Here is a 25643-nt window from a genome sequence, read left to right on the forward strand (position 1 = left end):
ACTTGGAAGAACGGATTAAGAAAATTGGCGACTTCGCCCACCTGGATGTCGACCGCGCAACCCGTCGTGGCTACGCCGAGGCGATCTACTGCGAATCGAAAACCGTTGAACAGGTGGTGGCCATTGCTGATGGTGTGCGCGATGCCGGGCACACTACTTTGTTTACCCGTGCAACAAAAGAGCAGGCAGAGGCCATCATCGACACCCTTGATGATGTTTTCTACGATGCGGATGCGGGTTTTCTGGCATACCCAGCAACTCCCCCAGAGGCTTCGGGAGTAAGCGTGTTGGTTGTCGCGGCTGGTACCTCTGATCTCCCCCAAGCAAAGGAAGCACTACATACTGCCTCCTACTTGGGGCGCTCCACCTCACTGATTGTTGATGTTGGAGTGGCTGGCATCCACCGCCTGCTTTCATACGAAGAAGAACTCCGCGCTGCAGGCGTGCTCATCGTGGCAGCTGGAATGGATGGTGCACTACCTGGTGTTGTCGCAGGCTTAGTGTCCGCACCTGTCGTCGCACTGCCAACCTCCGTGGGATACGGCGCAGGTGCTGGAGGAATCGCACCACTTCTGACCATGCTTAACGCCTGCGCGCCGGGAGTTGGAGTGGTCAACATCGATAACGGCTATGGAGCAGGACACCTGGCTGCGCAGATTGCGGCGAGGTAAGGGTTTCGCAGGAGACGAACTCAGCGCATCATGGAATTTGTCATTGACAACATGCTCCGATCAAGGTGACACGCACAGGGCCCGTCGACTGTTGGAACCCGAACCACAAACCGAGAGTGGAGACCGGAAGGCGTTTACTGCATCGCATCCACCACAAGTTGCCCGAAGCTTCCTTAACTCCACTGCGGAGGTCGTCGTCCTCATTCTTGCGGACAGGCTCTTGGAGAACGGACGCTCCTGCCTTAATAGCCCGTGTGGAAGCGGATCGGGCGTCCTGAACATACGGTGTATATGTACAGCAGTCAATACTGCAGCGGTAGCGCCACCACCACTCATAACAACACTGTCATCGATGCTGAACTCGGCATGCATCAACGTTCCGTAAGGACGGTCGATTCGTCGCAATAGAATCCCATCGAAGGCTATACCAAAAGCACAGGTCCTCAGCCTTGATTGTGGAGAAATCGTCTGCTCAGTCCAGCGTAACCACAAATTAGAAGCAGTCGACCTTTTGGTTGTTACTCAGTGGTGCCTTGCGGAATTCTTGCCACAACTTCCCTCTCTGAAATTCCCAAGGCCACCGCTGCAGACCGAATATCTTCAAACTCGGGCTGTGCACTGATGTCGTGGCCATTTCGGGAGCCAATCTTGATGTTGATGGTGCGTCCGTCCACCTCGACTTGTTCGAAACGACGATCCAACCCTTCTCGCTGGACTTCCCATGATCTGACCCCAAAAGTCGTGGTGGCTGCAAATAATGCGGTTTTCACTGCTTCCACCTCGGAGCTATCCACCAATGCTGACACCGTATGTGCAGGACGGCCCTTCTTCATCAAAATTGGAGTCAGCCATGCAGCTACTGCGCCAGCGGCAAAGAGGCTCTCTATTACTCCTGGCCACAGCCGTGGGTCTTGATCATCAACGTTGGCTTCCAATTGCACGAGGGTACGGGTGTCTGGGTTTGAGGCAGCCTTACCGGAGGTGCTGAACAGGACCGCGCGCACCACATTGGGACGCCCTGCGGTGTCCTTAGTTCCTGCGCCGATACCGACTTCATTGATGATGCCACCTGGGAAAGGGCCATCTTGGGTGGCAAAGTGACGGATCAACGCAACACCAGTTGGGGTGGCTAATTCACCAACAGGTTCGGTGCTCTCCATAAGAGCTCCGGTTTGGGTGGGCCAGCCTTTCACCAGCTCTGCCACTGCTGGAACTGGCACTGGAATGTCTCCGTGAGCTGCCTTGATGCGTCCGAATCCTAAAGCAATCGGAGATGCAGCAATCAAACCTGGGTTAAGCTGCCTGATCGCTTCGCACACACCCACAATGTCTGCGATGGAATCCCAAGCTCCTACCTCATGGAAGTGGATTTTCTCCGGCTCGATGCCGTGGACTTTTCCTTCAGCGATAGCGATGAGTTCAAAAACGCCTAAGGCATCCTGCTTGGTTTGTGCAGGGATGTCAGCATTGACAAGCAGTTCTTTAATGGTGCTCAAATGGCGGTGATGGTGGTGTTCATGTTGTGCTTCTACATGTAGTTTGATGCCTCGTTGGCCTTGGCGCACTACCTCTTCTGCTCTCAAAAGCACGTCACCAGGGATAACGGCTTCAACAACCTGTTGGATTTTTCTAGTTCTGCACCTGCATCAATGAGTGCTCCCAGCAACATATCCCCTGCAACGCCAGCGGTTGCATCGATCCACAGCCCCATTATTCTCGCTTCTTCAAATCAGTTAAAAAATTCGGTTCACAAAACGTTTATCAGTCCAGCTTAAACCCATCGCAGGGGCGGAAGAATTAGACTCAAGGCACATCACATTGAAGGAGCTTCTTATCTTGTCTCGATTTGCTGCCAACCTGTCATTGACTTTTACTGAGCTAGATTTCTTGGATCGTTTTGATGCCGCTTCGAAGCATGCTTTCAGTGCCGTGGAGTTTCAGTACCCTTACGATTTCGATGTTCAAGAGATTAAACAGCGTGCTGATTCCGCAGGTCTGCCCATTGAACTGTTCAATGCCCCACCTGGGGATACTTTTGGTCTTGCGGCATTGGCTTCCCCTGAAGACTTTCAACAATCCATCGAGCAGGCCATCACGTACGCCACAGTGTTGAAGCCAAAGAAGATGCATGTCATGGCTGGCATCGCGGACGTAACCTCAGAAACCACGGCGCGCTATGTGGAGAATATTCGCTGGGCTGCGCAGCAACTAGACAAGCTCGACGTTGTCGTTGTTATTGAACCAATTAATCACTATTCGGTTCCCGGTTATTTCCTGCACACTTTAGAGCAGGCGTATTGGCTTATCGACAGCATTGCCCACCCCAATGTGAAGATCTTGTTCGATACTTTCCACCTTCAGCAGATTCATGGCAATCTCACCCGCCGCCTGCGCGAGGTTCATGGCGCAGGTCTTTTGGGACACGTGCAAGTGGCCTCGGTTCCTGATCGACACGAACCTGGCACTGGTGAAGTCAATGCGGCGTATATCTTCCAACTCTTAAACGAGCTGGGATATGACGGTGTCATCGCTGGCGAATACCACCCTGCAGGTGAAACAACAGCTGGTTTGGGCTGGTTGGAGCTCTAGATCGTAAGTGGTGTCGCACCCATGACGTACCATTAACCACGAACGTTTTAAAGAAGCCACGAAGGAGCCTGACATGGCGTTACCACTACCCAGCAAGAGCGCTCGAGCACTTGTTACTGGGGCAAGCCAAGGCATTGGCCTCGCCATCGCCAAAGATTTGGCGCGGTATGGGCACAACCTCATTTTGGTTGCTCGCCGCGAGGATGTCCTCAAAGAGATCGCCGCGGATTTGGAGAAGAAGCACGGCGTGATCGTTGAGGTCCGCCCGGTGGATTTGAGTGATGAGCCAGCCCGCAAGGTGTTGATCGATGAAATCAAAACCAGGGAAATCAACATCATCATTAACTCTGCTGGCATCGCAAGCTTTGGGCCGTTCAAGGACCAGGATTGGTCTTATGAGACTGCCCAGTTCTCACTTAATGCCACTGCCGTTTTTGAGCTCACCCACGCGGTGTTAGGCGGAATGATTGACCGTGGCACAGGAGCTATCTGCAACGTGGGATCCGCGGCTGGCAATGTGCCAATCCCCAACAACGCCACGTATGTGCTCACCAAGGCTGGCGTGAACGCCTTCACCGAGGCACTGCATTATGAGCTGCGCGGAACTGGTGTGGCGTGTACTTTGCTCGCACCGGGGCCTGTCCGTGAGGCAGAGATTCCTGAGTCTGAGAAGTCGATCGTGGACAAGGTTGTCCCTGATTTCTTGTGGACCACCTATGAGTCCTGCTCTGCAGAGACCTTGCGTGCGCTGTCTAAGAATCAGCGTCGCGTGGTTCCAGGTCCGCTGTCCAAGGCCATGAATTTTGTGTCCTCTGTTGCTCCAACCGCTGTACTCTCCCCTGTTATGGGCTGGGTTTATAAGAAGATGGGTTAGTTTTTAAAAGTGTCTGAATCTGAAAACAACACAACACCAGCAGTCGCAGCTCGCGATGACCGTCTGGTCTGGGTCGATCTGGAAATGACTGGTCTGGATTTGAAGCGCCACGTGATCGTGGAGGTTGCGGCGTTGGTCACTGACGCTAACCTCAACGTTTTGGGCGAGGGCGTGGACTTGGTTGTTCACGCAACTGAAGAAGAGCTCGCGCAGATGGATGATTTTGTCACCAATATGCACGAATCCTCTGGGTTAACTGAGCAGATCCGAGAATCTGCGGTCACGTTGAAGGAAGCCGAAGATGCTGTGCTCGCATTGATTGAAAAGCACTGCGATCCAGCCCATCCTGCACCGCTAGCTGGTAACTCCATTGCCACTGACCGTGCGTTTATCCGCGAACAGATGCCACGTCTTGATGAGGCCCTGCATTACCGCATGGTGGATGTGTCCTCGGTGAAGGAATTGGCGCGTCGCTGGTACCCACGCGTGTACTACAAGCAGCCGGAGAAGGGTTTGGCGCACCGCGCGTTGGCGGACATTGTGGAGTCGATTCGGGAGTTGGATTACTACCGTCGCTCATTTTTTGTTGCAGAGCCTGGTCCTACCTCTGAGCAGTGCGCAGATGATGCGCAGGCAGCGGTGGACCGTTTCGCACCCTACTTTGATTAGAGGGTTTTAAGCAGCCTGGTGAGTTCGGTGAGCATATGCACCCGCCACCAGGCCCAATCGTGGCCGCCATGCACGCCGCGCACACGAACCTCGCGGATGTCGCCGGAGAGATCTTCGGCGAGCTGATGCGACAGGCGCAGCATTTCACCTTCGTATTTTCCAGCTTGCAGGTGGATTGAGCTCCACTGCTCTGCTGCAGAAAGCGCGTCGGCAACGTTGAAGCGCCACAGGCTTGGCGATTGCGCGATTGCGTGGCCGACTTCGCCGTCGGAAAGCGCAAGAGCCCACAGGGACGCCAGGCCGCCGAAGCTTGCACCGGTGACAATGGTGTCTTCGCCGCGCGCGGAAACGTTGTAGGTTTCGCGGACGTGCGGGAGGAGGGCGTCGATAAGCACATCAACCTGCCCACCTGGCACGCCGACACTATCCCAGCGGCGCTCGGTGTTGACGGAATCGATCATGAGCAGGCTGACCGGCGGCAGCAAGCCGATGGCGATGGCCGCGTCGACCTGCGCAGGCAGATTCATGCTGTTGTTCCAGTGTTGGCCATCAAACAGCACCAGCAGCGGCGCCTTGACCGGCGCCTCATAGAACCAGAAATGCTCGCCGGCGACGGTTTCTTCCACGACTTTTACGCTTGTCGACGCCGCAACCCAGCAGTCCGGCAACGCATCAGGGCCTTCAACGAGCGAGGAATCCATGATGTGACCCATCGCGCGGGAATCCGGGCGCCCACCCGACATCGCGGCTTTGCGGATATGCATCCGATCGCCTGCCTCACGCCATGGCGCAACCCCGTCGCCAGACCAGGCGTTGACGGTGTAGCTGGCACGCCAATCGGAAGGCATGCGCAAGCTGAGAATCCACAGATCAGAGCCCTCGAGGCGGGTCATTTCAGATTCTTCAATGCGCTCGTGATCAAAAACCCCATTGATCCATAGCAGCACTGCGGTAGCGCCGGGACACTCAACGATCCAGGTATACATGCAAACATCGGGGTTGCCTTCCGGATCATCGTCAATGATGGGATTCGGCTTAGCCAACGCGGACACAGCCATGTCACCACAGCGGCGAGCGGAATGCTCCCCGCCTTCGCGCACCGCTTCACTCCAGGAAATTTCCATGGGGCTTTGGATGCGCATGTGACGTTTGGGGGTTTGCGGTGGCACGGTTGGCGACAACTCCACATGAGCGGACCCATTGCGGTCCACCCACGTTTTTGTCTGCCTCAACGGTGGCATCTAGTTTCCCCTTGGCCTGGTCATTACATGTATTTCGCTTTAAACGTATGCAACCGGCAGGCATACTCCGCGCTTTCTTGCCACGAAGACGACCGCCGGTTTTAAAAACAGGTTGTTAGTCTAGTTCAGACGATTAATGCAGGCAATATTAATATCTACCCACTGATTTTACCTGCGACTTCCGCAGTTACCACGCCGAAGTTTGATCCGCGTTCCCCTTGCTCCATTCAGACCATGGAATGTTCCAGTCTCCCAGTCCGTCGTAGCCACTCAAAGTCTCACCGATGGTGTTTTTCACGGTCACAATGTCACCGCGCTTCACGGTCTCCTGGAACCACTGAGCATTTTCGGTGGATACATTGATGCAACCATGTGAGGTGTTGTAGCTACCTTGCGCACCTACAGACCACGGTGCTGCGTGCACGTAAATTCCAGAATAGGACATCTGGGTCGCGTACTGCACCGGAGTGCGGTAGCCACCCTCCTCATATCCCAGACCGAAGGTGGTGGAGTCCATGATCATCGACTCATTGCGATCACCAATGATGTAGGTACCGTTTGGCGTTGCCCACTCAGAGGTGTCACGACCAAAGGATACCGGCATAGTGCGCAGCAACTCACCGTTCTTGTACACACTCATGGTCTTGGTGGCATCATCTGCCACAGCCTCAACCTTGTCACCAATGGTGAAGTTGGTGGCGTTATCAGTTTCGCCCCAGACACCGCCGCCGAGATCCTTGCCGTAAATGTCAGCCTCGACCGTAACTTCAGTACCTGGCTCCCAGTACTCCGCTGGACGCCAGCGCAACTCACTGTTGTTCAACCAGTAAAAGCCACCCTCCACCTTTGGTGAAGTTGTCACAGTAATAGCATCCTGAGCCGCCTGGCGATCCTTCACAGGGGAACCAAAACGGAAACCGATAGTCTGGCCAACACCAACGACAGAATCAGCCAGCGGAGAAAGCGCCACGTTTGTGGTAGCTGCAGGGGTTGCAGTACTAAAAGACGCAGTAGCGGTCTCGCCGTTCTTATCGGTTGCCTTAATGGTGTACGTGCGGTTGTAGCCAAGGGTTTCCGCAGTGGTCCAGCTACGGCCATCGTCAGAAAGCTCTGACTCAACCTCATAGCCTTCTTCATTAGTCATGGTGACCTTACTCAGACCGTCACCCATCGACTTTACGATGACAGATTCCGAAGGGTCCACATCCTCATCGCCATCATCAACAGAAATCACAGGAGCTTGAGCCTCTTCAGCTTCAACTTCTGTACTTTGCTGCGAGGATTGCTCCTGCGCATCGCTTCGTTCAATTGTGCAACCCGTAAGCGCCAGTGAACCAATTGCCAGCACTGCAAGAAAAGATCCTGCTACTGCTCCGCGCCTACCACGAAAAACCCGCACCTGTTACGCCCTTCTGGCAAAATTGCCACAACTTAAAAAGCGCCAGTTCTGTAAGCCCCCTCCGTGCGGTGAAAACCAAGGCGGAGAACTGCTAGAAACCTAAGAAACTGACAAAAACTAAAACAACACGCTACTAGCGAAAACGATGGAAACTAAACGAACATTCCCTGAGTAATCAAATCGTTAGAAGAACGACACCAACACACAACATTTCCTCATGTAGCTATTTTGATCATCCCTTGTAGATGCCGGAGCGTTACGTCCAGAATGCCTTTTCAATGGTTTTGTGAGCAAATCGTTATCATTAGATTTGGCTACTACAACTCCCCTAATTGTGTTTTCTTCGAAGTATTTGCAGTGCCAGCCCCCAAAGAACTGCTTTGACGTGCAGATTTTACTTTGAATCCATTTACCTGTTATATTTTTCTTCGTTGCAAACGAGGAACGCACCTCCACTAAGCAACAATGCGTCATTAGCTCAATTGGTAGAGCATCTGACTCTTAATCAGAGGGTTCGGGGTTCGATTCCCTGATGACGCACCAAGCAAGCATCCCATCAAATAAGCATTTGAGATCATGGTTTGCTTCTTGACCGCCTATGAGAGTATCTTAATTAGGCAGAACAACAATGCGTCATTAGCTCAATTGGCAGAGCATCTGACTCTTAATCAGAGGGTTCGGGGTTCGATTCCCTGATGACGCACAGTTAAAAAGAACAAGTTACATTTTCTCAAGAGAATGTAACTTGTTCTTTTTTGTATTTCAATAAAGTAGTGGATCATGAACAGCCACTGGTCCGGAATAACAGACCCAGAAAAACTACACTCAGGTTTCGTTGACCTGGTCGATCAGCTTGCAGACCAGTCAAGAGATGGAAATTGGGATGCAGTACTTCAACTTTTGGGCACACACGCCAACCTCTCCCCCAATCAATGGCGGATTGGAGGCACATCCTGGTTTACGCCACTGCACCAAGCTGCATGGTTGGGTGCACCAGTAGAAGTTGTTGATGAGCTAATCAATCAGGGCGCCTGGTGCTCACTCCGAAATGCCGACGGTGACCGTGCAATTGATATCGCACGAAGCCGTGGCCATTCCCACCTGCTCGATGCACTTCACGTGCGTGACCTCAATGAACCAGAACGCGAAAAATTCCAAGCTTGGGATCAACATCTCGCCGATCTCATAGTGCAGAGAACCAAGAGTCTCGGCCCAGTTAGCTTCCGTCCAGTGCCCACCGAAGTGATTACCTTGGAAGAGCTGGAAAGCCTCTGGTTTGGGTATCCCGGCATGTATGGCGGGTTCCTCATATCCATCCACAGAGGCCGACTATTTATTGAAAGCTGGTCTCGTGTGGTTGGAGGATCCGGGCAAGCACACGTCATCACCAAAGGTGGATGTGTGCTTGTGGAAGAAGGCTTTGTTTAAGACCCAGGTCTAAGTTCTGTCGGATTCACCAGTTTCTAACTGCTGTTGTTCCGTCACGATTTCTTCCTCTTGCTCTGCCAATGCTGGTTCTGCGACGGGTGGCTGCGGAGGAGTCAAAAATGATGGATTATCCAGGTTGAAAGTCAACGTCAGGAAGGTCATGTGGGTTTCATAGCGGTCGATGACATCATCAATCGCCTGCTGCTTGCTCAACCCCATGAGGTCATAGCCTTCCGTGCCGGTCTGATTGAACACTTCTAGCCTGTAGTAGCTATCTTCTGTTTGTGCTCGACGTCCACCAAATGACGGGATGGGTGTTGGAACTGGTGCCACGAAGTACTGGAACCTGCGCTGGTTTTCAATGTTGACCAGCAACACGTGGGTAGGGATATTCGACGCTGCATCGAAATCGCTAAACAATTCAGTTTCATAACCAAGGCGACGGAACTCCTTGTACACATCCTTTAGTGCAGGCTCCACAGTGGTCCGGACATACTTTTCCACCTGGTCTCTACTTGGGTAGGAACGCATACTTGCCAGACGTTGACGCCAGGTTTTCTCTGGTGCGCTACCGCCGTCAGTTGCCACGTGCTGGTTGAATAGGCGCCGGCCTTCCATCTCTGCACGCTCCATGCGAAGCACCTTGAGGAAAGACGCCATGACCAGGTACGCAATGATCGTTACAGGAAGCGCGAAGATCAGCGTCGCATATTCCATGGTGGTGACACCGCCAGCCAGCAACATAGCGATGGTCAAGATCGCAGTGATCACCGCCCACAGAATGCGGAGCCACTTTGCACCATCTTGTGCAGGATCAGGAATTGATGAGGAGAAGTTGGCCATCACCATCGCACCTGAGTTTGCAGAGGTCAGATAGAACAACAAGCCAGATAGTGTGGCAAGGCCAATGAGGAAGGTTGCACCTGGGAACATCTCCAAGAGGGTGTACCAACCTTGTTCTGGTGATTCCATCGCAAGTTGTGCAAAAGCATCATTGCCGTTGAGGACCTCATACATTGCTGAGTTACCGAAGGTGGTGACAATGAGGAAATCACACAGAACCGGAACGGTAATAGCGGCGATGACGAATTCTCTCAAGGTGCGACCACGAGAAATTCGAGCGAGGAACATGCCTACGAATGGTCCCCAAGCCAGCCAGAACGCCCAGAAGAACAGAGTCCATCCAGCCATCCAATCAGATCCACCCTCTTGGTAGACCATCGTCTGCAGTGAGCGTTCCGGAAGTGTGTTGATGAAACGGCCGATGTTTTCCACCATGCCGTTGAGCAGGAATGAGGTTTGACCAGTAACAATGATGTACAAAATCATTGCTCCTGCACTCCACAGGTTGAGCTCTGAAATTAGGCAAATGCCCTTATCCACACCAGAAGTACAGGCCGCAATGGTGATGACTACAGCAACGATCACCAGTGCGATTTGAAGTCCTAAGCCATCAGTAAAACCAAAGAGTTTAGAGAAACCAACCGACAACAACACCACGCCGATACCCATGGAGGTTGCAACACCCATTACTGTGCCAACGAGGGTAACAATATCAATGGCGTCACCAGCTTTACCGCGGACTCGTTTACCCAGCAACGGATAAAGTGCGGCACGCACAGAAAGAGGCATTCCCCAGCGATAAGCAAAATAGCCCATCGCCATGCCAAGCAACGAATACATAGCCCAGCCTCCAATGCCGTAGTGGAACATTGTCCACACCACAGCATCTCGTGCAGCAGCCGCTGATTCAGGATCAGTATCAGGTGGGGTGACATATTGGGTAATAGGCCCGGTTACTGAGTAAAATAGCATGTCAATGCCCACACCAGCAGCAAACAGCATGGAAACCTAAGTAAACAAACTGTAGTGAGGCCGTGAATGATCAGGGCCCAAACGGACTTTTCCAGTCCTAGACAACGCAACCCACAACACGAACGCAATGACAATAAATACTGTCAACACGTAGTACCAACCAAGGCTCTCGCCGATGAAACCAACAATGTTTTCCATCGTGTCGAAAGCATGATCAGGTGCCATCATGGCCCAAATAGAAAAGGCAAGAATAATTGCGGCACTGATACCAAGAACAAACCAGTTGACCTTGGCATCACCAAAAACTTGGGCACCCTTAGACAGATCTTCACGCGAAACCGGAGGACGGTTTTGACGCCGCTCCTCCTCCTCCTTCGGCGATCGATTACGACCACCAAGTTCATCGCGCTTCACAGATTCTCGGAGCGCTTGAGTGTTCACATCCTGCTTCGGCTTATCGTCAGAATCAGGAATACTCTGCGAATTGTCGCTCACTCATTACTCCTTCCCTATTCATTCCATGTTCAGTTGCGTGGTGTAGTTTCATCCGCCCATGGCAAAGCCGGAACCCGCAATCGGGCATGCCTCAGTTTTTAAAACGAGTGCGCCCATTGCGTCAGGTGATGAAACTTCATCAACGGTGTCGTCTCTTCGACAGTCACTGCGATATGTAAAAACCCAGATGATAAAAATCGCAGACAGAGTGGGGCACTAAATGCCATCACATTCTCTGTTCAGATCTTGGGTTTTCGTGCAGGGATCATATGTTTTGATCAGCAAAATTTCTCAAGACAACAAGGTAATACGTTATAGGTTTATTGGCGCATAGCAAATAGAAATCAATGACCTTTAAGCAATAAACTCAGCCTAATCTTAGAAGTATCACAATTGAAGTGATCAACGTGCAGTAGTTTTGTTGAAACGGCAACAATTTAGTTACATCTATATTTTTCTCACGATATGGCACTATTGGGGGCATTATGAATCTACTGAAAACCCCAATGTGGGACGTCCCAGACATCGAAACTCTTGATCTGCACGAAAACTACATGCGATTGCGGCTTTTTCAAGACGAGGTCTTCGCGGAGTGCAGTATTTATGAACTCCTGTGGTTCTTTGGCATCAAAGACGCGCCGACTCTTCTGGAACAGTTCAGGGTGTGGAACAAAACTGGAGCTCTTGAGTGGCTCGAAGAAGACCACATCCATCAAGAGACTCTTCCCTTCGCGGAGTATGTGGATCTGACAAGAGTCCAACTAGAACCAACTCGGCATCCCTCGCCTGAACCAGTGGATGGTATCTATATTTTTGGGTCAAAAAAGACCGATTAGGGGGGGCGGGCTCTCAGGTACCGTGTGGTCAGACGCCTAATTTAAGGAGAGCTTTTAAGTGAGTGCTTATCATCTGATCATGGGAATAACGTTGATTATCGCTGGTGCGTTGATAGCTTGGGTTGCTGTTGCCAGTTATAAGGAAACGCTTAAGCCGAATTTTTGGGTCGGGATCAGAACAGCCGCGCTTATGAAATCAGATGAGGCATGGATCGCTGGGCATAAGGCGGCGGCGCCTTTTCTATTGATTGCAGCAATCGGGATTGTTGTGTCTGGGGTGACCTCAATTTTTGTGCCGTTTGATGCGGTCGCAACTGTGTCAATGATTGGAACAGCTTGGATGGTTATTTTCTTAGGGTTGGGCGCATTTAAGGCCACCCAAGCTGCCAAATCTGTTTAAGCTGCGAGGCCTTCTTCGAGTTTGGTGCGTTGTGCTTCGAAGACAGTGGCGGTTTCTTCTGGGGTGGTTTCAAGTCCTGCGACGATGATGTGGTGGTTTCCTAATTCTTGGATCATCATCACGGTAGAGCGTTGATTGTCAGGGGTGACTTCAATGTCGAGGGTGAATCCCACGGCGCCGTCGGGAGCATCATCGAGTTTGCCGAAGGTGTAGGTGGTGTTGGAAGAATCGACGACGGGGTCTTCGCAAGCATTCGCGATGTCTGCGTAGAGGTCCATTGGTGAGATGTCGTTGTCTTCGGCGGTTGAGTACATGGCGATGCCTACTTGTTTGTCGCCGGATGCCAGTGCCCTGGATGCGCTAGCTACGCTGTCCAGATTGACGTCCTCTACAGCTTGGAGGGCTTTTCCGCAGGAGCCATCGATATCTAAGGCACCGTTGACCACTGTAAGATTGATGGGTTGGCCACTTAATGAGGTGTCGTTTCCTTCAGTGGCATTGTCCAAGCCGGACTCTGAACCATCAATGAGCAGGTTGTGGAATGGCTCTGCTTCGAGTGGGGCTGCTGCAGGTTCGGAGCTGCAGGCACTTAATCCCAAAGCTGCAACAATCAAAGGCAACATAAGCTTCTTTTTCACCGATTAATCTCCTTCGAATTGTTCAGACCATAAAGCTACCGGTCACACTCGTTCTTTGCAGATGGTGCCGTCGGAAAACATGAAATCGGGCAGTACGTCATCTGGGTCGAGGATGAACACCTCAAAGCCTGCGTCGCGGATGCGTTTGAGGCCTTCTTTGATCATGCGGATGGCTACGGGGTGGAAGCTAAGTACTCGGGTGAGATCAAGAACAACTTCGGTGCCTTCAAAGTTGTGTTCCACGATGGCGTGGAGGAAGCTTTCGCTGGCTGAGAAGTTCATGGCGCCCTGCATTTGGATGAAGGTGGTGTCGCCGTCCCGCGTAATGGATCGTACTGCGTGGCCGGATACCTGCTCGGTGGACATAAGGTGGAGGCCCATGTCGTCGGAAAGCTGTTTGAATATTTTTACGCCGCGCACGCTGTTGCCTTTGGGGTTCAGGCGTGGGGAAAATGTGGCGATGCCCAGCTGACCTGGCAGAATGCCGATGAGTCCGCCGGCGACTCCTGATTTCGCGGGGATGCCTACGGTGGAGAGCCACTGCCCTGCCTCGTCGTACATGCCTGCTGAAGCCATGACGGAGAGGGTGAGGCGGCAGACGCGGGCGTCGAGAAGCTTCTTGCCGGTAATTGGGTGCGTGCCGCCGGCGGCGAGCGTGGCGGTCATGACTGCGAGGTCGCGCGTGGTTACTTTGATGGCACATTGCAGCGTGTAGCTGAGGACGGCGTCGTGGGCTTCGTCTTCGATGACGCCATAGTTGCGCAGCATGTGGGCGATGGAGAGGTTGCGGTCGGCGCCGGCGAGTTCGGATTCGGCAAGCACGCGGTCGATGGTGAGTTCGCGTCCAGCAAGTTCAGAGAAGTAGTGTCGGATTTTTTCCACTCGGTCTTCCACGGTGGAGTCGGAGCCGTTGATCAGCTGGTTGATGGCGATCGCGCCGGCGTTGATCATGGGGTTCATGGGGCGGTTTTCGCCGTCGAGGGAAAGTTCGTTGAAGGCCTCACCGGAGGGTTCCAAGGCCACGGATGCAGAGACCTCATCAAAGCCGCATTCTTGGAGTGCGAGTGCGTAGGCAAAGGGCTTGGAAATACTTTGCATGGTGAATTCGATGTCGTCATCGCCTGCGCTGTAGATGTGTCCGTTAACGGTGCACAGGGCTACTGCCAGCGGGTTTGGGTCGGCAGATTTTAGTTCCGGGATGTAATCGGCCAACTCGCCGGAGGTGGTGTCGCGGACATCATCTAAAATTTCGTGCAGGTACTCGGGTATCGGCATCGTCAACATAGAATCAAGACTAGTGATTTCTTTTGCGCTATATACTCTTGTGCATGACAGATTCTGGGGCCACAGCGACTCAAAAGCCACCATTTATGATGTCGCAAAAGTCGCTGGCGTCTCCCCTTCCACTGTGTCGCGGGCGTTTTCGCAGCCTGGGCGAGTGAGTTTTTCCACTGCGGAGAAAATCCGCAACGCGTGTGGAAACTCAGGCTTTTCAGCGCCAAAACACCGGTATCATCGCTATGGTTGCCACCGATGCATCGAATCCCTTCTTCTTGGAAATTTTCCAGGGCGCGCAGCATGCCGCAAGCACTCAGGGCTATACGGTTGCGCTTGTCGACGCCCGGGAGTCGGCGATTAAGTCCAGGGAGGTGCTGGACAAGATCGTCCCCCACGCCGATGGCTTATTGCTCGCTGCTTCAAGGATGGATTCTGGTGAGATCCACAAAGTCGCGCGGGAAATTCCCACTGTATTAATGAGCCGTGAAGTGCAAGGTATTCCCAGCGTGATGGTGGATAACTACGACGGTACGGCGAAGGCTGTGGTGCATTTGGTGGATCAGGGGTGCCACTCCATTACCTATATCGCCGGTCCTAATAAATCCTGGGCTGATGCCACGCGCTGGCGGCTGCCGTTGAGAGTGGGGTGGCGTCGACAAGCGCTATTTCTATTTCTCGAAGCGTGACGGTGCAGCCGGGCCGAATGAGGCATTTGATCAAGCCAAAGATGAAGACGATTTCGGTGGATTCGCCGGATTTTGTGGGCGGGCGGCGAGCGTTTGAGGCGTGGTCGAAGGATCGGACCGATGCGGTGATTTGTTTCAACGACATGGTGGCGCTTGGTTTCATACAACAGGCGAGGCTTTCTGGGGTACGTGTGCCGCATGATGTTGCAGTTGTCGGTTTTGATAATACGGAGATTTCGGTGCTCAGTACCCCGTCTCTGACCACGGTCGCGGAGCCGCTTCGGGCAGTGGGTCGAGTAGCAACAGCGAACCTGATTGCCCTGCTGAAAGGCGTGAAAGCACCTCTGATGGCGAAGCCCTGCGAACTGCCCACGCGTCTCATTGTTCGGGAATCTTCACTGAAAACAGCAGTGGATTTGAAACGCAGCTCGTAGTAAAAGCGCCCTGGTTGCAACAATTGGCAACAAGTAGATATCGCTGAGTGTGACGGGCGATCATGAAGTCATGACTACTTCACATGCATCACACCCCGATCGGTTGCTGCCAGCTGATCCTGGTACCCGTGACATCGCCCGTCGCCTACTCGCGCACGTTGAAGATTTACCCATCATCTCCCCTCACGGACACTTGGAAGCTTCCATGTTTGTCAAGGATGAGGCTTTCCCTGATCCAACTAGCTTGCTGATCAGCCCTGACCACTACCTCACCCGCATGATGCACTCCGCTGGCGTTGACCTGGCAGATCTGCGTGTTGGCGGACATGAGGGTAAGAGTGCTCGTGAGGCATGGCGCATTTTCATGTCCCACTGGGATCTCTACGCAGGAACCGCAACCGGCTACTGGGTGGAGCAGGAATTTGAGCACGTTTTCGGCATCAACGCGGAGCGCCTGAATGTTGGCACCCCAGAACATGCTGACGCCATCTTTGATGAGCTGACCGATATTCTTGCCAAGCCAGATTTCCGACCACGCGCACTGGCTGAGCAGTTCAACTTGGAAGTTCTGGCCACCACCGACGATCCGCTCGATGACCTGGCAGACCACAAGGCACTGGCAGATGATCCAACCTTCTCCCCTCGTGTGCTCCCCACCTTCCGCCCAGACGCATACACCAAGATGTACAACGCTGGTTGGGCAGAAAAAACCACCAAGCTTATCGATACCGCAGGTGACGGCAAGGCAGGCTGGGAGGGTTACCTCCAGGCAATGCGCAACCGCCGCCAGTACTTCATCAATCACGGTGCAACCTCCGCGGACCACGGTCTCCACGACACCGACACCACCCCACTGAGCCACGAAGATGCCCAGAAGATCTTGGACAAGGGTCTCGCTGGCACAGCAACCTTGGCTGAAATGCGTGCCTTCGAAGCCAACACCACCTACCGTTTCGCGGAAATGTCCCAAGAAGACGGCCTGGTCATGACCATCCACCCAGGTGTGTACCGCAACCACTCCGCATCCGCGCAGAAGAAGTTCGGGGCTGACATCGGAGCGGACATCCCATTCCAGATGGAATTCACCAACGGTCTGCGCCCACTGCTCAGCGATTTCGGTGAGAACAAAGATCTCATCTCTGACAGCAGTTTCAACCGCTGGCTGCGTACGGTTTCCCTCAGATCGACCCAGGATGCCGATATGGCTGCAGCTTCCAACTTGGCAGCCAATTCTAAAATGGCCCACCAGAACACCCGCGATATCCTCGACGCAGTCTCTGATGGTGGCGTCATGCTCGGCCGAAACGGTGCCCTAGTGTTGGGACCTGTGGTTGGAACTCTCCACATTAAATTCATTGCGCCTTTGAACAAGCGTGTGGAAAGAGTCATGTACAAAACTGGACTCTCAGAAGCTGCTGCAGCTGAGCAATATGCTTTGGAGGATCGTCTCCGCGAAGAGATGGCCCACGCTTTGTATCAATGGAATCCCGGTCGTGATGAAAACTATGACCTCGTGATCAACACCGGTTCGATGACATACGAACGAATCGTTGATCTAGTTGTGGAAACTTACGCCAGGAAGTATCCACTCCACGTGAGAATCATTCCGAACGGAAAAGACCAATAAACATACAGTCCCCGTGGTGTGTATGGTCACATCACTGGGACTGTGGCGTAGGTCTTACAAAATTCCCCAAAAAGAGTTATGGTAGTACCAAAAAGTTTTTGTGGCAGCCTCCTGCATTCGGCAGTCGAGACGCCACCAAAGAAAGGATAAGACATGTCAGCAGCCGAAGGCTTACATATTGTCGTCATGGGAGTTTCTGGCTGCGGCAAATCCTCCGTCGGCGAAGCCCTAGCAGCGGAGCTCGGAATCGAATACAAAGACGGCGACGAACTTCACCCCCAGGAAAACATCGACAAGATGGCCTCCGGCCAGGCACTTGACGACGACGACCGTGCATGGTGGCTAGTCCAGGTTGGCAAGTGGCTCCGCGACCGACCAAGCGGCGTCATCGCATGCTCCGCCCTCAAGCGCTCCTATCGCGATCTCCTGCGCACCAAATGCCCAGGAACCGTCTTCGTCCACCTCCACGGCGACTACGATCTCCTACTTTCCCGCATGAAGGCCCGCGAAGATCACTTCATGCCATCCACCTTGCTAGATTCCCAATTTGCAACCCTCGAGCCGCTCGAAGATGACGAAGATGGCAAGGTTTTCGACGTTGCCCACACCATCAGCGAACTGGCCGCCCAATCTGCAGAGTGGGTTCGCAACAAACAAACCCCTAACCCATGTTAGAACAAGGATTTGCCTACACCTTCCTGTTCTGGTGTGGGTTTTCCCCACATCTAACAATCGAATAACTGTTCGAATAAAGGGTTGAAGGTGTCCCACCCCCACTGCACAATGGATGGCAAGAACACATGAATCCAGGGGGATACTCATGACCACTGACATCTACTTCAGCCACAACAACCCACACGACCCATACGCCCACCACACCACCGAACTCAACCGCGACACCCATCACCTCTGGGTCGTCTTAACCACCGACTCCGACGACTTCGACGCAGACTCCTTTACCACCGAAGTCATCCGGATTACCGGCTACTCCCGCCACGAAGTCAACAACGGCCTTAACGCCATGGCCGCGATGACCAACCTCCCACACCTACGCGCCATCCAAGAACGCTACTACTTCCTGAGCATCCGCTACCTCGCCTCCATCATGGTCGCCGTGGCCAAAGCAGACCCCACCCTGTGGGAAGAACTCGACCTGCGCATCACCGACGCCTTAACCCCAGTCACCGACGGGGAAGTGATGATCCAATCCTCCACCCTGGCTAAACGCATCGCCGCCTGGATCAAAGAACTCGACCCCGAACCCACGCCAGAGCCCACACCGAAAGAGGACTATGTTCACGTCCACACCACCGATGAGGCGACCTATGTCCGCATCAAAATCAGCGGCCCCAACCGCCTGCTCCTCAATGACATCATCACCCAACTCAAAGACACAGACACCGAGGACAGCCTGCCTGAAGCGCTCATGGCGTTCCTGATGGAGAAAATCCAGTTAAAGATCACCAAATACCTCTTCACCCCACACAATCACCCTGAGCAGGTGTGGTCACCGGACTACGGTGACATTGATCCCGAAGCCTACGACAATGCCACCCTCGTGTGCGCCAAGGATCTCGATGAGGTCGCTGGAGCCACGGAGAAGAGCTACACCCCGAGTGAGAAGATGAAAGCACTGATCAGAGCTCGGGATGGGCATTGCCGCTTCCCAGGGTGTTGCGTCCCGGCCAGTAAATGCCAGGTCGATCACATTATCCCGTGGGCGGAGGGCGGCCCGACAGCGGCGTGGAACCTGCAGTTGTTGTGCCAGCGGCATCACAATATGAAAACCGATGGTCGCTTTACTGCTGATGCTAATGGATTGGCGGAGATTAGATGGATTGGGCCGATGGATGTACCAGCGGTGACCAGGCCGACGGGGCCGTTGGTGAAAGCGATGCCGCGGGGGATTTGGGGTCAGGTGTTGAGGGATCGGATCCAGGCTAGGTTTGAGCGGATCCGCGACCGCGCCCTCAACAAAGAAGACTAGAAGCGCACAGGTTTTTGCATGGCTAGACTTTGAATGAGTAAGCACCAACACATTTCAAAGGAAGGGTTTCACCATGGCACGCGCACTCATTCTGATTGATGTTCAAAAAGACTTCTGCCCCGGTGGCAGCCTAGCCACCGAACGAGGCGATGAAGTGGCAGGAAAAATCGGTGCCTATCAGCTGTCCCACGGCTCAGAGTACGACGTCGTTGTGGCGACCCAAGATTGGCACATCGATCCAGGCGAGCACTTTTCAGAAACCCCAGACTTTAAAAACTCCTGGCCAATCCACTGCGTCGCGGATTCCGATGGTGCCGCCATGCATGACCGCATCAACACCGATTCAATCGATGAGTTCTTCCGCAAAGGCCATTACACCGCGGCGTATTCCGGGTTCGAGGGAACTGCAGTCAGTGAAGAACTCCTCATGTCTCCATGGCTGAAGAACAAGGGAGTCACTGATGTAGACATCGTGGGGATCGCTACGGATCACTGCGTTCGAGCCACAGCACTTGATGCTCTCAAGGAGGGCTTCAACGTCTCCATTTTGACGTCGATGTGTTCTGCGGTGGATTTCCATGCGGGAGACCACGCTTTGGAGGAACTACATGAAGCCGGGGCGATTCTGATTTAAAGAAACCTTAAACCACGAAACGCCCCGTCGAAAAGCAATTTAACGCTCGGAGAGCAGACGCTGAATTTCCTTCAGGTCGTTTGCCTTCTTACGGCCACGCACAACGCTGAATACAACAGCACCAACGACGACAGCAGCGACGCCCAGGAGCACCTTCTGTACGTTTGGTTCCTGCAGCTTCGCGGTTGCCTGGTTCTTGGCGTCATCGACCAAGTTGGAAGGCTTGCTGCGGTCTGCCAGCTCGTCGAGGGTGGAAGCCAACTGACGGCGGGTGCGCTCAATATCGCGCTGGATGTCTTCAATGTTGCGTGCCACTGCGCTACTCCTGATTGGTGTATCTGTGATCAACTAAAAAATTTAACGCGTCATGAAAACCCGTTACTGGGAGTCCATATTACTGAACACTTGCGCGCGAGGTGCACCAGTCCCCGAATTCACCCCATATGCAAGGTATCTACATCGAAGAGCACCGGCTATTGTGGAGTGCATGACTGAAGTGAAGCGCCTTGACGTTGGAGATACCCCACCCGCATTTTCATTGCCTAATGATTCGGGTTCGACCACCTCACTTAGTGATTTCGCCGGAAAGCAAGTTCTGGTGTACTTCTACCCCAAAGCCAACACTCCAGGTTGCACCAAGGAAGCATGCGATTTCCGTGATTCTTTGAGCAACCTCAACGCTCTCGACATTGCTGTTGTTGGCATTTCCCCGGATCCGGTGGACAAGCTGGTGAAGTTCCGTGAGGACCATGAGCTGAACTTCCCTCTTCTTTCCGATGAGGACAAGTCTGTGATGACTGCGTGGGGTGCGTTTGGTGAGAAGAAGAATTACGGCAAGATTGTTCAGGGTGTAATTCGTTCCACATTCCTCATCAATGCTGACGGAACTGTTGGCATGGCGAAGTACAATGTTCGTGCAACTGGTCACGTGGAGCGCATCGTCCGCGAAATCACCGCGGCGTAATAGCACCAGCTTAAAAACCTTATGACATCAGACAAAGACACTGAACAATTGGAAGCGGCAGGCACTGAAATTTTAATGCCTCGCCGCCGTCCGGCACAGCAGCGCAGTCGTGAACGATTCAATCGAATCCTCACCGCTGCGCGTTCAGTGCTTGTCGATCTAGGTTTTGAATCGTTCACGTTTGATGAAGTCGCTAAGCGCGCAGAGGTTCCGATCGGCACGCTGTACCAATTCTTTGCCAATAAGTATGTGTTGATCTGCGAATTGGATCGTGTGGATACCGCGGAAGCTGTCGCGGAGTTGAAGAAATTCTCCGATCAGGTTCCTGCGTTGCAGTGGCCGGATATCCTTGATGAATTCATTGAGCACTTGGCCAGGCTCTGGCGCGATGATCCATCTCGGCGGGCCGTGTGGCATGCCATCCAGTCGACGCCGGCAACTCGTGCGACAGCTGCGGCGACGGAAAAAGAGATGCTGGAAATCATCGCGGAAGTTATGCGCCCGCTTGCCCGCGGTGCTGGCTACGAGGAGCGCATGTCACTGGCGGGATTGCTGGTGCACACGGTAAGTTCCCTGCTTAACTATGCCGTGCGTGATGTCAATAGTTCCGAAGAGGATTTCGACAGCATCGTGGAAGAAATCAAACGAATGCTGATTTCTTACCTCTTCTCCGTGGCTACTGGATAGTCAACACGCACGTCGCCACCGCGTAGTCGCCGTCGTGGCTGATGCTCAAGCTGCTGGAAAATTCCCCGATGGATTCCCGGACCACTGCGGCCAATCCGGGCGCCAATTCGATCGCGACGCGCCCCCACGCGTCTGCGCGAACTTCGATGTCCCGCCACACCACGGCTTCTTCGGCGATCACGGGTGGCTGGCCATAAATGGCCTGTGACCAGGCCTTAATAAAGGATTCTTTTGCCGCCCACCGCCCCGCCAAATGCTCGCCGTAGCGGCTTCCCTGGCGTTCATTTGCTTTACGACGCTCCCCTGCGGAAAACACCTCCATGAAGGAACTTCCCGGCTGTGCAAGCTGCTCTGCGAACGCCGAAATGTGAACGAGGTCGGTTCCAATGCTGATCATGCGACCAAGCTTAGCGGGCTGGCCTCTTTACAAAGAAGCCCACGATCAGTGCAAACACTGCCACGCACGCTGAGGCGAAGAATGCAGAGTTGGCGCCGTCGGCGAGGGCGGTTTGTTGGGTTGCGCCGTCGATAAGCGCGTTGTTGCTGACGGTGGAATAAACCGCAATCATGACCGCGGTGCCTGCGGCGCCGGCGAGCTGTTGGAGGGTGTTGAGGATCGCGGAGCCGTGGCCGTACATGTTGTCGGGGACGGATGCGAGCGCGACTGTCATCAGTGGGGTGAACAGCAGCGCAAGGCCGATGGAGAACACGATGTGTACGCCGATGATAAACCAAACGTTGGCGAACTCATCGACGGTGGACAGTGCAAACAGGGAGATCACAACGAGTGACATACCGCCGATCACGAGTCCGCGTGGATCATGACGATCATAGATTCGACCCACAAATGGCGACAGCACACCTTCCAAAAGACCACCTGGCAACAGCACTAGACCCGCAACCAAGGCGGTGACCATCAAGGATCCCTGCAGGTAGAGCGGCAGTGTATTCATGACACCGAGCAGCGCACCGAACAGCGTCAAAAGCACAATCAGCGGAATGGTGTACTCACGAATCGCCAACGGACACAGATCCAGCAGCGCCTTATCCTGCTTACCCATGGCAATCTGGCGCCACACAAACACCACAAGCGCAATGATGCCGACAGCCAACACGATCAATGCACTTCTGTCGCCTTCCAAAATGATGCCAATCGAGCTCAAGGCATAGACAAGGCCACCGAAAGCCACTGCGGAAATCAGGAAGGAAATGACATCCAAAGGAGTCTTTTTAGGCTCACTGACGTTGGTCAGACGCAGGGTACCGATCAGGCTTGCCACAAACACCAACGGAACCATGACCCAGAAAATCGCATGCCACGAAGACAAGCTGAGTACGAAACCAGCCACACTAGGTCCAAGAGCAGGACCAACGGCCATCACGACCGCAATCAAACCCATGACGGCGCCACGGCGCTCTGGAGGAACAACGGTCATCGCGACAGTCATCAGCAGCGGCATGATCACAGCGGTACCAATCGCCTGAGCGACGCGGGCTGCAAGCATAATCGCAAAAGTAGGAGACAACGCAGCCGTCACAGTACCGATCAGGAAGACCACCGTGGCGAAAATAAACACACTACGAGTGGTAAAACGTTCCAACATCCAACCAGTAGCTGGAAGAACCACAGCCATGGTCAACATAAAACCAGTGAGCAACCACTGCGCAGTATTCGCCTCAATGTCAAAGTCCGCCATGATCGACGGCAACGCGACTGCCAGAGTGGTCTCATTCAACATCATGACAAAGGCTGTAAAAACTAATACAGCCAAGATGATGACAACATTTCTCGGGATCCCAACCTGCTCCGTTGTGGGATTGCTGGAGGAAGACAAGGCTCCAGCTCCTTTCTCGAATCAAAGGGCGCTATCGCGAGGTAAATGCATACCGCCCCAGTTCCTGCATCGTGCAGAAAACGGGGCGGATACTTGCTTAGGAAACATTATCAACAATTAGTGCATGCGCACATTCTTGTGTGTGATTTCACTGGCAATAGTGTTTGTGAGGTTTTGTGGGCTTAGGAAAGCCCTGAATGCTCGCATGCCTGAGACACCCCAAGATGAGCTGCTTAAATTTGGTAATTTTGAGAAGTGACCTCAACTAACAAGCAGATGCGAAAAGCAGTCATTTTCCTACTTTTCCTGCTTGGATTAGTTATCGGATTTTTTCTTCGCTATAGTCTGGTCCCACTCGAATCAGTTCTTGAACAGAAATTGTTGTGGCTTTTAGGATTTTTCATCCACCAGGTAATCTTGTTCAGCGTTGTAGTTGGCACAGCTATAGTTCTGTACCGTTATCGTCGGGGGCATTATGCTATCCGTGCTCTGGGATGGGGAATTTGGGCAGGGTTCCTGATTTCTAACCTCTTTTTTATGGCGTTGATTCTAGCTGTGGCTTTAGGTGGACCTACTCCCTGATAAAAAGAAAATGTAATTAGTCCCCGGAAGCACGATTCTTTCTGCTCACACGGGAATTGCGCACGCTAGTTTAAAACTCCTGACACCTGATCCAATGAGATAGCTCTGCTACCCGGGTTGTGAGTTGGGGATACTCGACCTGCAGTCATACCTAGCAGCGCAGCTTGGGTGAGAGCGGAAATAGCGGATCGAACTTTGGGCTCTAAGTCTTGTTGGGCTTGCACTAGATCGCGACGCTGTTGAGCAATTTGAATTGCAGTGTCCAATTCGGGGGAATCTGTAGGAACCGACCAAGAGATGGCCAGTGAGCTTTCTGCACCTTCGGGGAGATCTTCAGCTAGAGCAATGGCTTCCCGGCCGTTGCGATCAAGGTTGGCGAAGGTTGTCGCCCACGTGGATACGCCTTCGAGATTGGTGCCGGTGGCGAGCCAGTCCTCGCTTTCACGAGAGACATCGACGTTGTATTTCATCGCAACCATCCTTTTCCCAATACTGGTTCCATCCGTTTTTCTATCTGGGGCAAGGTGCCGGTGGGAATGTCACCTCGTTACGAATAGCACTCCATCGTTGGCGAGCTTCTTAGTAACTTCACTGACCCTCATAGAATATTGTATGACCAGGTGAAGAGCCCAAAACCTGACTTGGCTCATTTTGGCCTTCAGAAATTCCTATTGACACACCGGCCAGCATGGTTTTGATGTCGAGCCAGAAGTTTTCCGCACTAAGTGGGAAATGGTGGGGGTAAGGAGTGACAAACCATGTAAACACACCCAGAATGAAGGAAATTATTCCGCAAAGGCCCTTTTCTCGCTTATAGAAGTCAAGAGTCGGGGTCAATAGTTCGATCTGGCTCGTGGCTGTGCTGCGAATTATCTGCCCACCTAATCAATCGCTATGAGTTCAGGATGTTGATCGATGAATTTCTTCTCTTCAGCACTCATTTGAGCCAACTCATGTTTCGAACCAAGATTGCTAATGCCGACCCCGTATTTGGCCTTAAATGAACACTTTCCTCTCAGTGTCAGGTCAGTGGTGAACCACCATCCTTAGCAAGGAGTTCATCATGTCCATCCCCTTCTCAGTCCTTCAGGACTACCTGGATCTGATCAGTCCCGAAGCCTTACCCCAGATCCCACAGCCCCCGGCCCCTGCCCCCACAGCACCCCAGCTACCACCGGCGCCGGACCCACACAGCATCGAGTGGCCGATCTTCCCACCAGATCGAATCTCCGCCAACGGGCGACGCTACTACGAGCCACAAACACGACTCGAGTTCATGCGGATCTACACCACCCTGCCGCACGGCTACCGCCAGCCCTTCCTCACAGCCAACAACATCGGCCACTGCACCGTTCGAACCTGGCTAGCAGCAATAAGCACCTTCAGCCGGCTTCCCCATGCTTTTGATGATGCCCACCGCTTCGGGATCGAACGCACCACCCCAGTCGACGATGTCACCACACTAACGGCTGATGACAAACGTGACCTGGTCATAGGATACTTAGCTCAACCACACGGTCAGGGCCAGCAATTCCTCACGTTTTACCAACTCCGTAAGCACACCATCATGGCCTGGTGCGCCGCTATGACCGACGGGGACTTAGACGCTGATATCTCACCCCGCAAGATCGGGTTGATGACCACCCGAACCGTGGTCGAAATCGTTCGACTACGCCACATGATTGCCCAACAACTAGAAAGAGCCACGATCATGGAAAACGAGTACCTCAAAGAAATCGCAGCGCTGAAGAAAGAACTCGCGCACTACAAGCAAAAAGACCATCAGAATCAAATGGTGATCGATATCTTGGGAAAAGCTATTGGGACCAGGCCCAATCCTGGCGAGGGCTTAGACGAGGAGGACGCCACCTAAA

Annotated in this window: 25 protein-coding genes, 2 tRNA genes and 2 pseudogenes; 19 read left to right on the forward strand and 10 right to left on the reverse strand. The window is 53.2% G+C overall.

Annotated elements, in window-relative coordinates; genetic code table 11:
• The first annotated feature begins 2 nt into the window (after nt 1-2).
• Nucleotides 3-671, forward strand: coding sequence for a nickel pincer cofactor biosynthesis protein LarB (gene larB, locus KW808_RS12675; protein WP_003860855.1), 669 nt, complete (start codon nt 3-5; stop codon nt 669-671).
• Between the two features lie 518 nt (nt 672-1189).
• Here larB and larC read toward each other — a convergent pair.
• A pseudogene (gene larC, locus KW808_RS12680) lies at nt 1190-2382 on the reverse strand (nickel pincer cofactor biosynthesis protein LarC).
• Between the two features lie 125 nt (nt 2383-2507).
• Between larC and KW808_RS12685 the strand changes: the two are divergent.
• The 3 genes from KW808_RS12685 (at nt 2508) to orn (ending at nt 4803) form a co-directional block, all read left to right on the forward strand.
• A complete protein-coding gene (locus tag KW808_RS12685; protein WP_003860853.1) occupies nt 2508-3260 on the forward strand; it encodes a hydroxypyruvate isomerase family protein in 753 nt (250 codons plus the stop codon).
• A gap of 73 nt (nt 3261-3333) precedes the next feature.
• Nucleotides 3334-4134 (forward strand): mycolate reductase, encoded by an 801-nt coding sequence (cmrA, locus tag KW808_RS12690; protein ID WP_003860851.1) that lies wholly within the window; start codon nt 3334-3336, stop codon nt 4132-4134.
• Nucleotides 4135-4143: 9 nt separating this feature from the next.
• Complete coding sequence (orn, locus tag KW808_RS12695) at nt 4144-4803, forward strand: oligoribonuclease (protein ID WP_003860849.1); 660 nt, start codon at nt 4144-4146, stop codon at nt 4801-4803.
• Here the strand turns inward: orn and KW808_RS12700 are convergent.
• Together KW808_RS12700 and KW808_RS12705 are read right to left on the reverse strand one after the other, a co-directional pair.
• A complete protein-coding gene (locus KW808_RS12700) occupies nt 4800-6044 on the reverse strand; it encodes an alpha/beta hydrolase-fold protein (RefSeq protein ID WP_003860847.1) in 1245 nt (414 codons plus the stop codon). The two genes, orn and KW808_RS12700, sit on opposite strands and share 4 nt — an antisense overlap.
• A gap of 187 nt (nt 6045-6231) precedes the next feature.
• Entirely contained in the window at nt 6232-7443 is a 1212-nt protein-coding gene (locus KW808_RS12705) for a L,D-transpeptidase (RefSeq protein WP_003860845.1), read from the reverse strand.
• A gap of 467 nt (nt 7444-7910) precedes the next feature.
• Between KW808_RS12705 and KW808_RS12710 the strand changes: the two genes are divergently transcribed.
• From KW808_RS12710 to KW808_RS12720, 3 genes are all read left to right on the forward strand, one after another.
• Nucleotides 7911-7986, forward strand: a tRNA-Lys gene (locus KW808_RS12710).
• Between the two features lie 87 nt (nt 7987-8073).
• Nucleotides 8074-8146: transfer RNA gene (locus KW808_RS12715), tRNA-Lys, on the forward strand.
• A gap of 77 nt (nt 8147-8223) precedes the next feature.
• Nucleotides 8224-8871, forward strand: a complete 648-nt coding sequence (locus KW808_RS12720; protein ID WP_040072933.1) for an ankyrin repeat domain-containing protein — start codon at nt 8224-8226, stop codon at nt 8869-8871.
• 9 nt (nt 8872-8880) lie between these two features.
• Here the strand turns inward: KW808_RS12720 and betT are convergent.
• A pseudogene (gene betT, locus KW808_RS12725) lies at nt 8881-11181 on the reverse strand (choline BCCT transporter BetT).
• 485 nt (nt 11182-11666) lie between these two features.
• Here betT and KW808_RS12730 point away from each other — a divergent pair.
• The gene (locus tag KW808_RS12730; protein ID WP_003860842.1) at nt 11667-12017 is read left to right on the forward strand and encodes a hypothetical protein; all 351 of its coding nucleotides are present in this window, start codon (nt 11667-11669) and stop codon (nt 12015-12017) included.
• 58 nt (nt 12018-12075) lie between these two features.
• Nucleotides 12076-12417, forward strand: coding sequence for an SdpI family protein (locus KW808_RS12735; protein WP_003860841.1), 342 nt, complete (start codon nt 12076-12078; stop codon nt 12415-12417).
• On the opposite strand, the gene KW808_RS12740 is transcribed toward KW808_RS12735, so the two are convergent.
• Complete coding sequence (locus tag KW808_RS12740) at nt 12414-13055, reverse strand: hypothetical protein (protein WP_003860839.1); 642 nt, start codon at nt 13053-13055, stop codon at nt 12414-12416. The two genes, KW808_RS12735 and KW808_RS12740, sit on opposite strands and share 4 nt — an antisense overlap.
• Before the next feature lie 42 nt (nt 13056-13097).
• Complete coding sequence (locus tag KW808_RS12745; protein WP_003860838.1) at nt 13098-14339, reverse strand: glutaminase; 1242 nt, start codon at nt 14337-14339, stop codon at nt 13098-13100.
• Nucleotides 14340-14379: 40 nt separating this feature from the next.
• Here KW808_RS12745 and KW808_RS12750 point away from each other — a divergent pair, with 40 nt between their 5' ends.
• The 7 genes from KW808_RS12750 to KW808_RS12780 all read left to right on the forward strand — a co-directional run bounded on the left by KW808_RS12750 (nt 14380) and on the right by KW808_RS12780 (nt 19701).
• Nucleotides 14380-14694 (forward strand): LacI family DNA-binding transcriptional regulator, encoded by a 315-nt coding sequence (locus KW808_RS12750; RefSeq protein ID WP_415877165.1) that lies wholly within the window; start codon nt 14380-14382, stop codon nt 14692-14694.
• Nucleotides 14576-15019: a substrate-binding domain-containing protein gene (locus KW808_RS12755; protein WP_144018393.1), complete on the forward strand. Its 444-nt coding sequence runs from the start codon at nt 14576-14578 to the stop codon at nt 15017-15019. The genes KW808_RS12750 and KW808_RS12755 overlap by 119 nt, the downstream gene beginning before the upstream one ends.
• Nucleotides 15020-15060: 41 nt before the next feature.
• Nucleotides 15061-15453, forward strand: a complete 393-nt coding sequence (locus KW808_RS12760) for a substrate-binding domain-containing protein (protein ID WP_003860834.1) — start codon at nt 15061-15063, stop codon at nt 15451-15453.
• A 70-nt stretch (nt 15454-15523) separates the two neighbouring features.
• On the forward strand, nt 15524-17080 hold the full coding sequence (gene uxaC / locus KW808_RS12765) for a glucuronate isomerase (protein ID WP_034983133.1): 1557 nt from the start codon (nt 15524-15526) through the stop codon (nt 17078-17080).
• A gap of 153 nt (nt 17081-17233) precedes the next feature.
• Nucleotides 17234-17755, forward strand: a complete 522-nt coding sequence (locus KW808_RS12770) for a gluconokinase (RefSeq protein ID WP_003860831.1) — start codon at nt 17234-17236, stop codon at nt 17753-17755.
• Between the two features lie 145 nt (nt 17756-17900).
• Nucleotides 17901-19067, forward strand: a complete 1167-nt coding sequence (locus tag KW808_RS12775; RefSeq protein ID WP_499652180.1) for an HNH endonuclease signature motif containing protein — start codon at nt 17901-17903, stop codon at nt 19065-19067.
• 73 nt (nt 19068-19140) lie between these two features.
• Nucleotides 19141-19701 carry an isochorismatase family protein gene (locus KW808_RS12780; RefSeq protein ID WP_034983134.1) on the forward strand — a complete coding sequence of 187 codons (561 nt, stop codon included), beginning with the start codon at nt 19141-19143 and terminating at the stop codon, nt 19699-19701.
• 39 nt (nt 19702-19740) lie between these two features.
• Here KW808_RS12780 and KW808_RS12785 read toward each other — a convergent pair whose 3' ends face one another.
• On the reverse strand, nt 19741-20016 hold the full coding sequence (locus tag KW808_RS12785; protein ID WP_003857689.1) for a DUF3618 domain-containing protein: 276 nt from the start codon (nt 20014-20016) through the stop codon (nt 19741-19743).
• Nucleotides 20017-20188: 172 nt separating this feature from the next.
• On the opposite strand from KW808_RS12785, the gene bcp reads away from it, so the two are divergent.
• Nucleotides 20189-20665 carry a thioredoxin-dependent thiol peroxidase gene (gene bcp, locus KW808_RS12790; RefSeq protein ID WP_034983135.1) on the forward strand — a complete coding sequence of 159 codons (477 nt, stop codon included), beginning with the start codon at nt 20189-20191 and terminating at the stop codon, nt 20663-20665.
• A 21-nt stretch (nt 20666-20686) separates the two neighbouring features.
• Complete coding sequence (locus KW808_RS12795; protein WP_003857691.1) at nt 20687-21352, forward strand: TetR/AcrR family transcriptional regulator; 666 nt, start codon at nt 20687-20689, stop codon at nt 21350-21352.
• Here the strand turns inward: KW808_RS12795 and acpS are convergent.
• From acpS to KW808_RS12810, 3 genes are all read right to left on the reverse strand, one after another.
• Nucleotides 21342-21749: a holo-ACP synthase AcpS gene (acpS, locus tag KW808_RS12800; RefSeq protein ID WP_034983137.1), complete on the reverse strand. Its 408-nt coding sequence runs from the start codon at nt 21747-21749 to the stop codon at nt 21342-21344. The genes KW808_RS12795 and acpS overlap by 11 nt on opposite strands.
• Before the next feature lie 10 nt (nt 21750-21759).
• Complete coding sequence (locus KW808_RS12805) at nt 21760-23094, reverse strand: DHA2 family efflux MFS transporter permease subunit (RefSeq protein ID WP_499653069.1); 1335 nt, start codon at nt 23092-23094, stop codon at nt 21760-21762.
• Nucleotides 23095-23834: 740 nt separating this feature from the next.
• On the reverse strand, nt 23835-24239 hold the full coding sequence (locus KW808_RS12810) for a hypothetical protein (protein WP_230622975.1): 405 nt from the start codon (nt 24237-24239) through the stop codon (nt 23835-23837).
• Nucleotides 24240-24832: 593 nt separating this feature from the next.
• Between KW808_RS12810 and KW808_RS12815 the strand changes: the two genes are divergently transcribed.
• On the forward strand, nt 24833-25642 hold the full coding sequence (locus KW808_RS12815; RefSeq protein ID WP_034983451.1) for a hypothetical protein: 810 nt from the start codon (nt 24833-24835) through the stop codon (nt 25640-25642).
• Nucleotide 25643 lies beyond the last annotated feature (1 nt).

Source organism: [Brevibacterium] flavum (assembly GCF_019317305.1).
GTDB lineage: Bacteria > Actinomycetota > Actinomycetes > Mycobacteriales > Mycobacteriaceae > Corynebacterium > Corynebacterium glutamicum.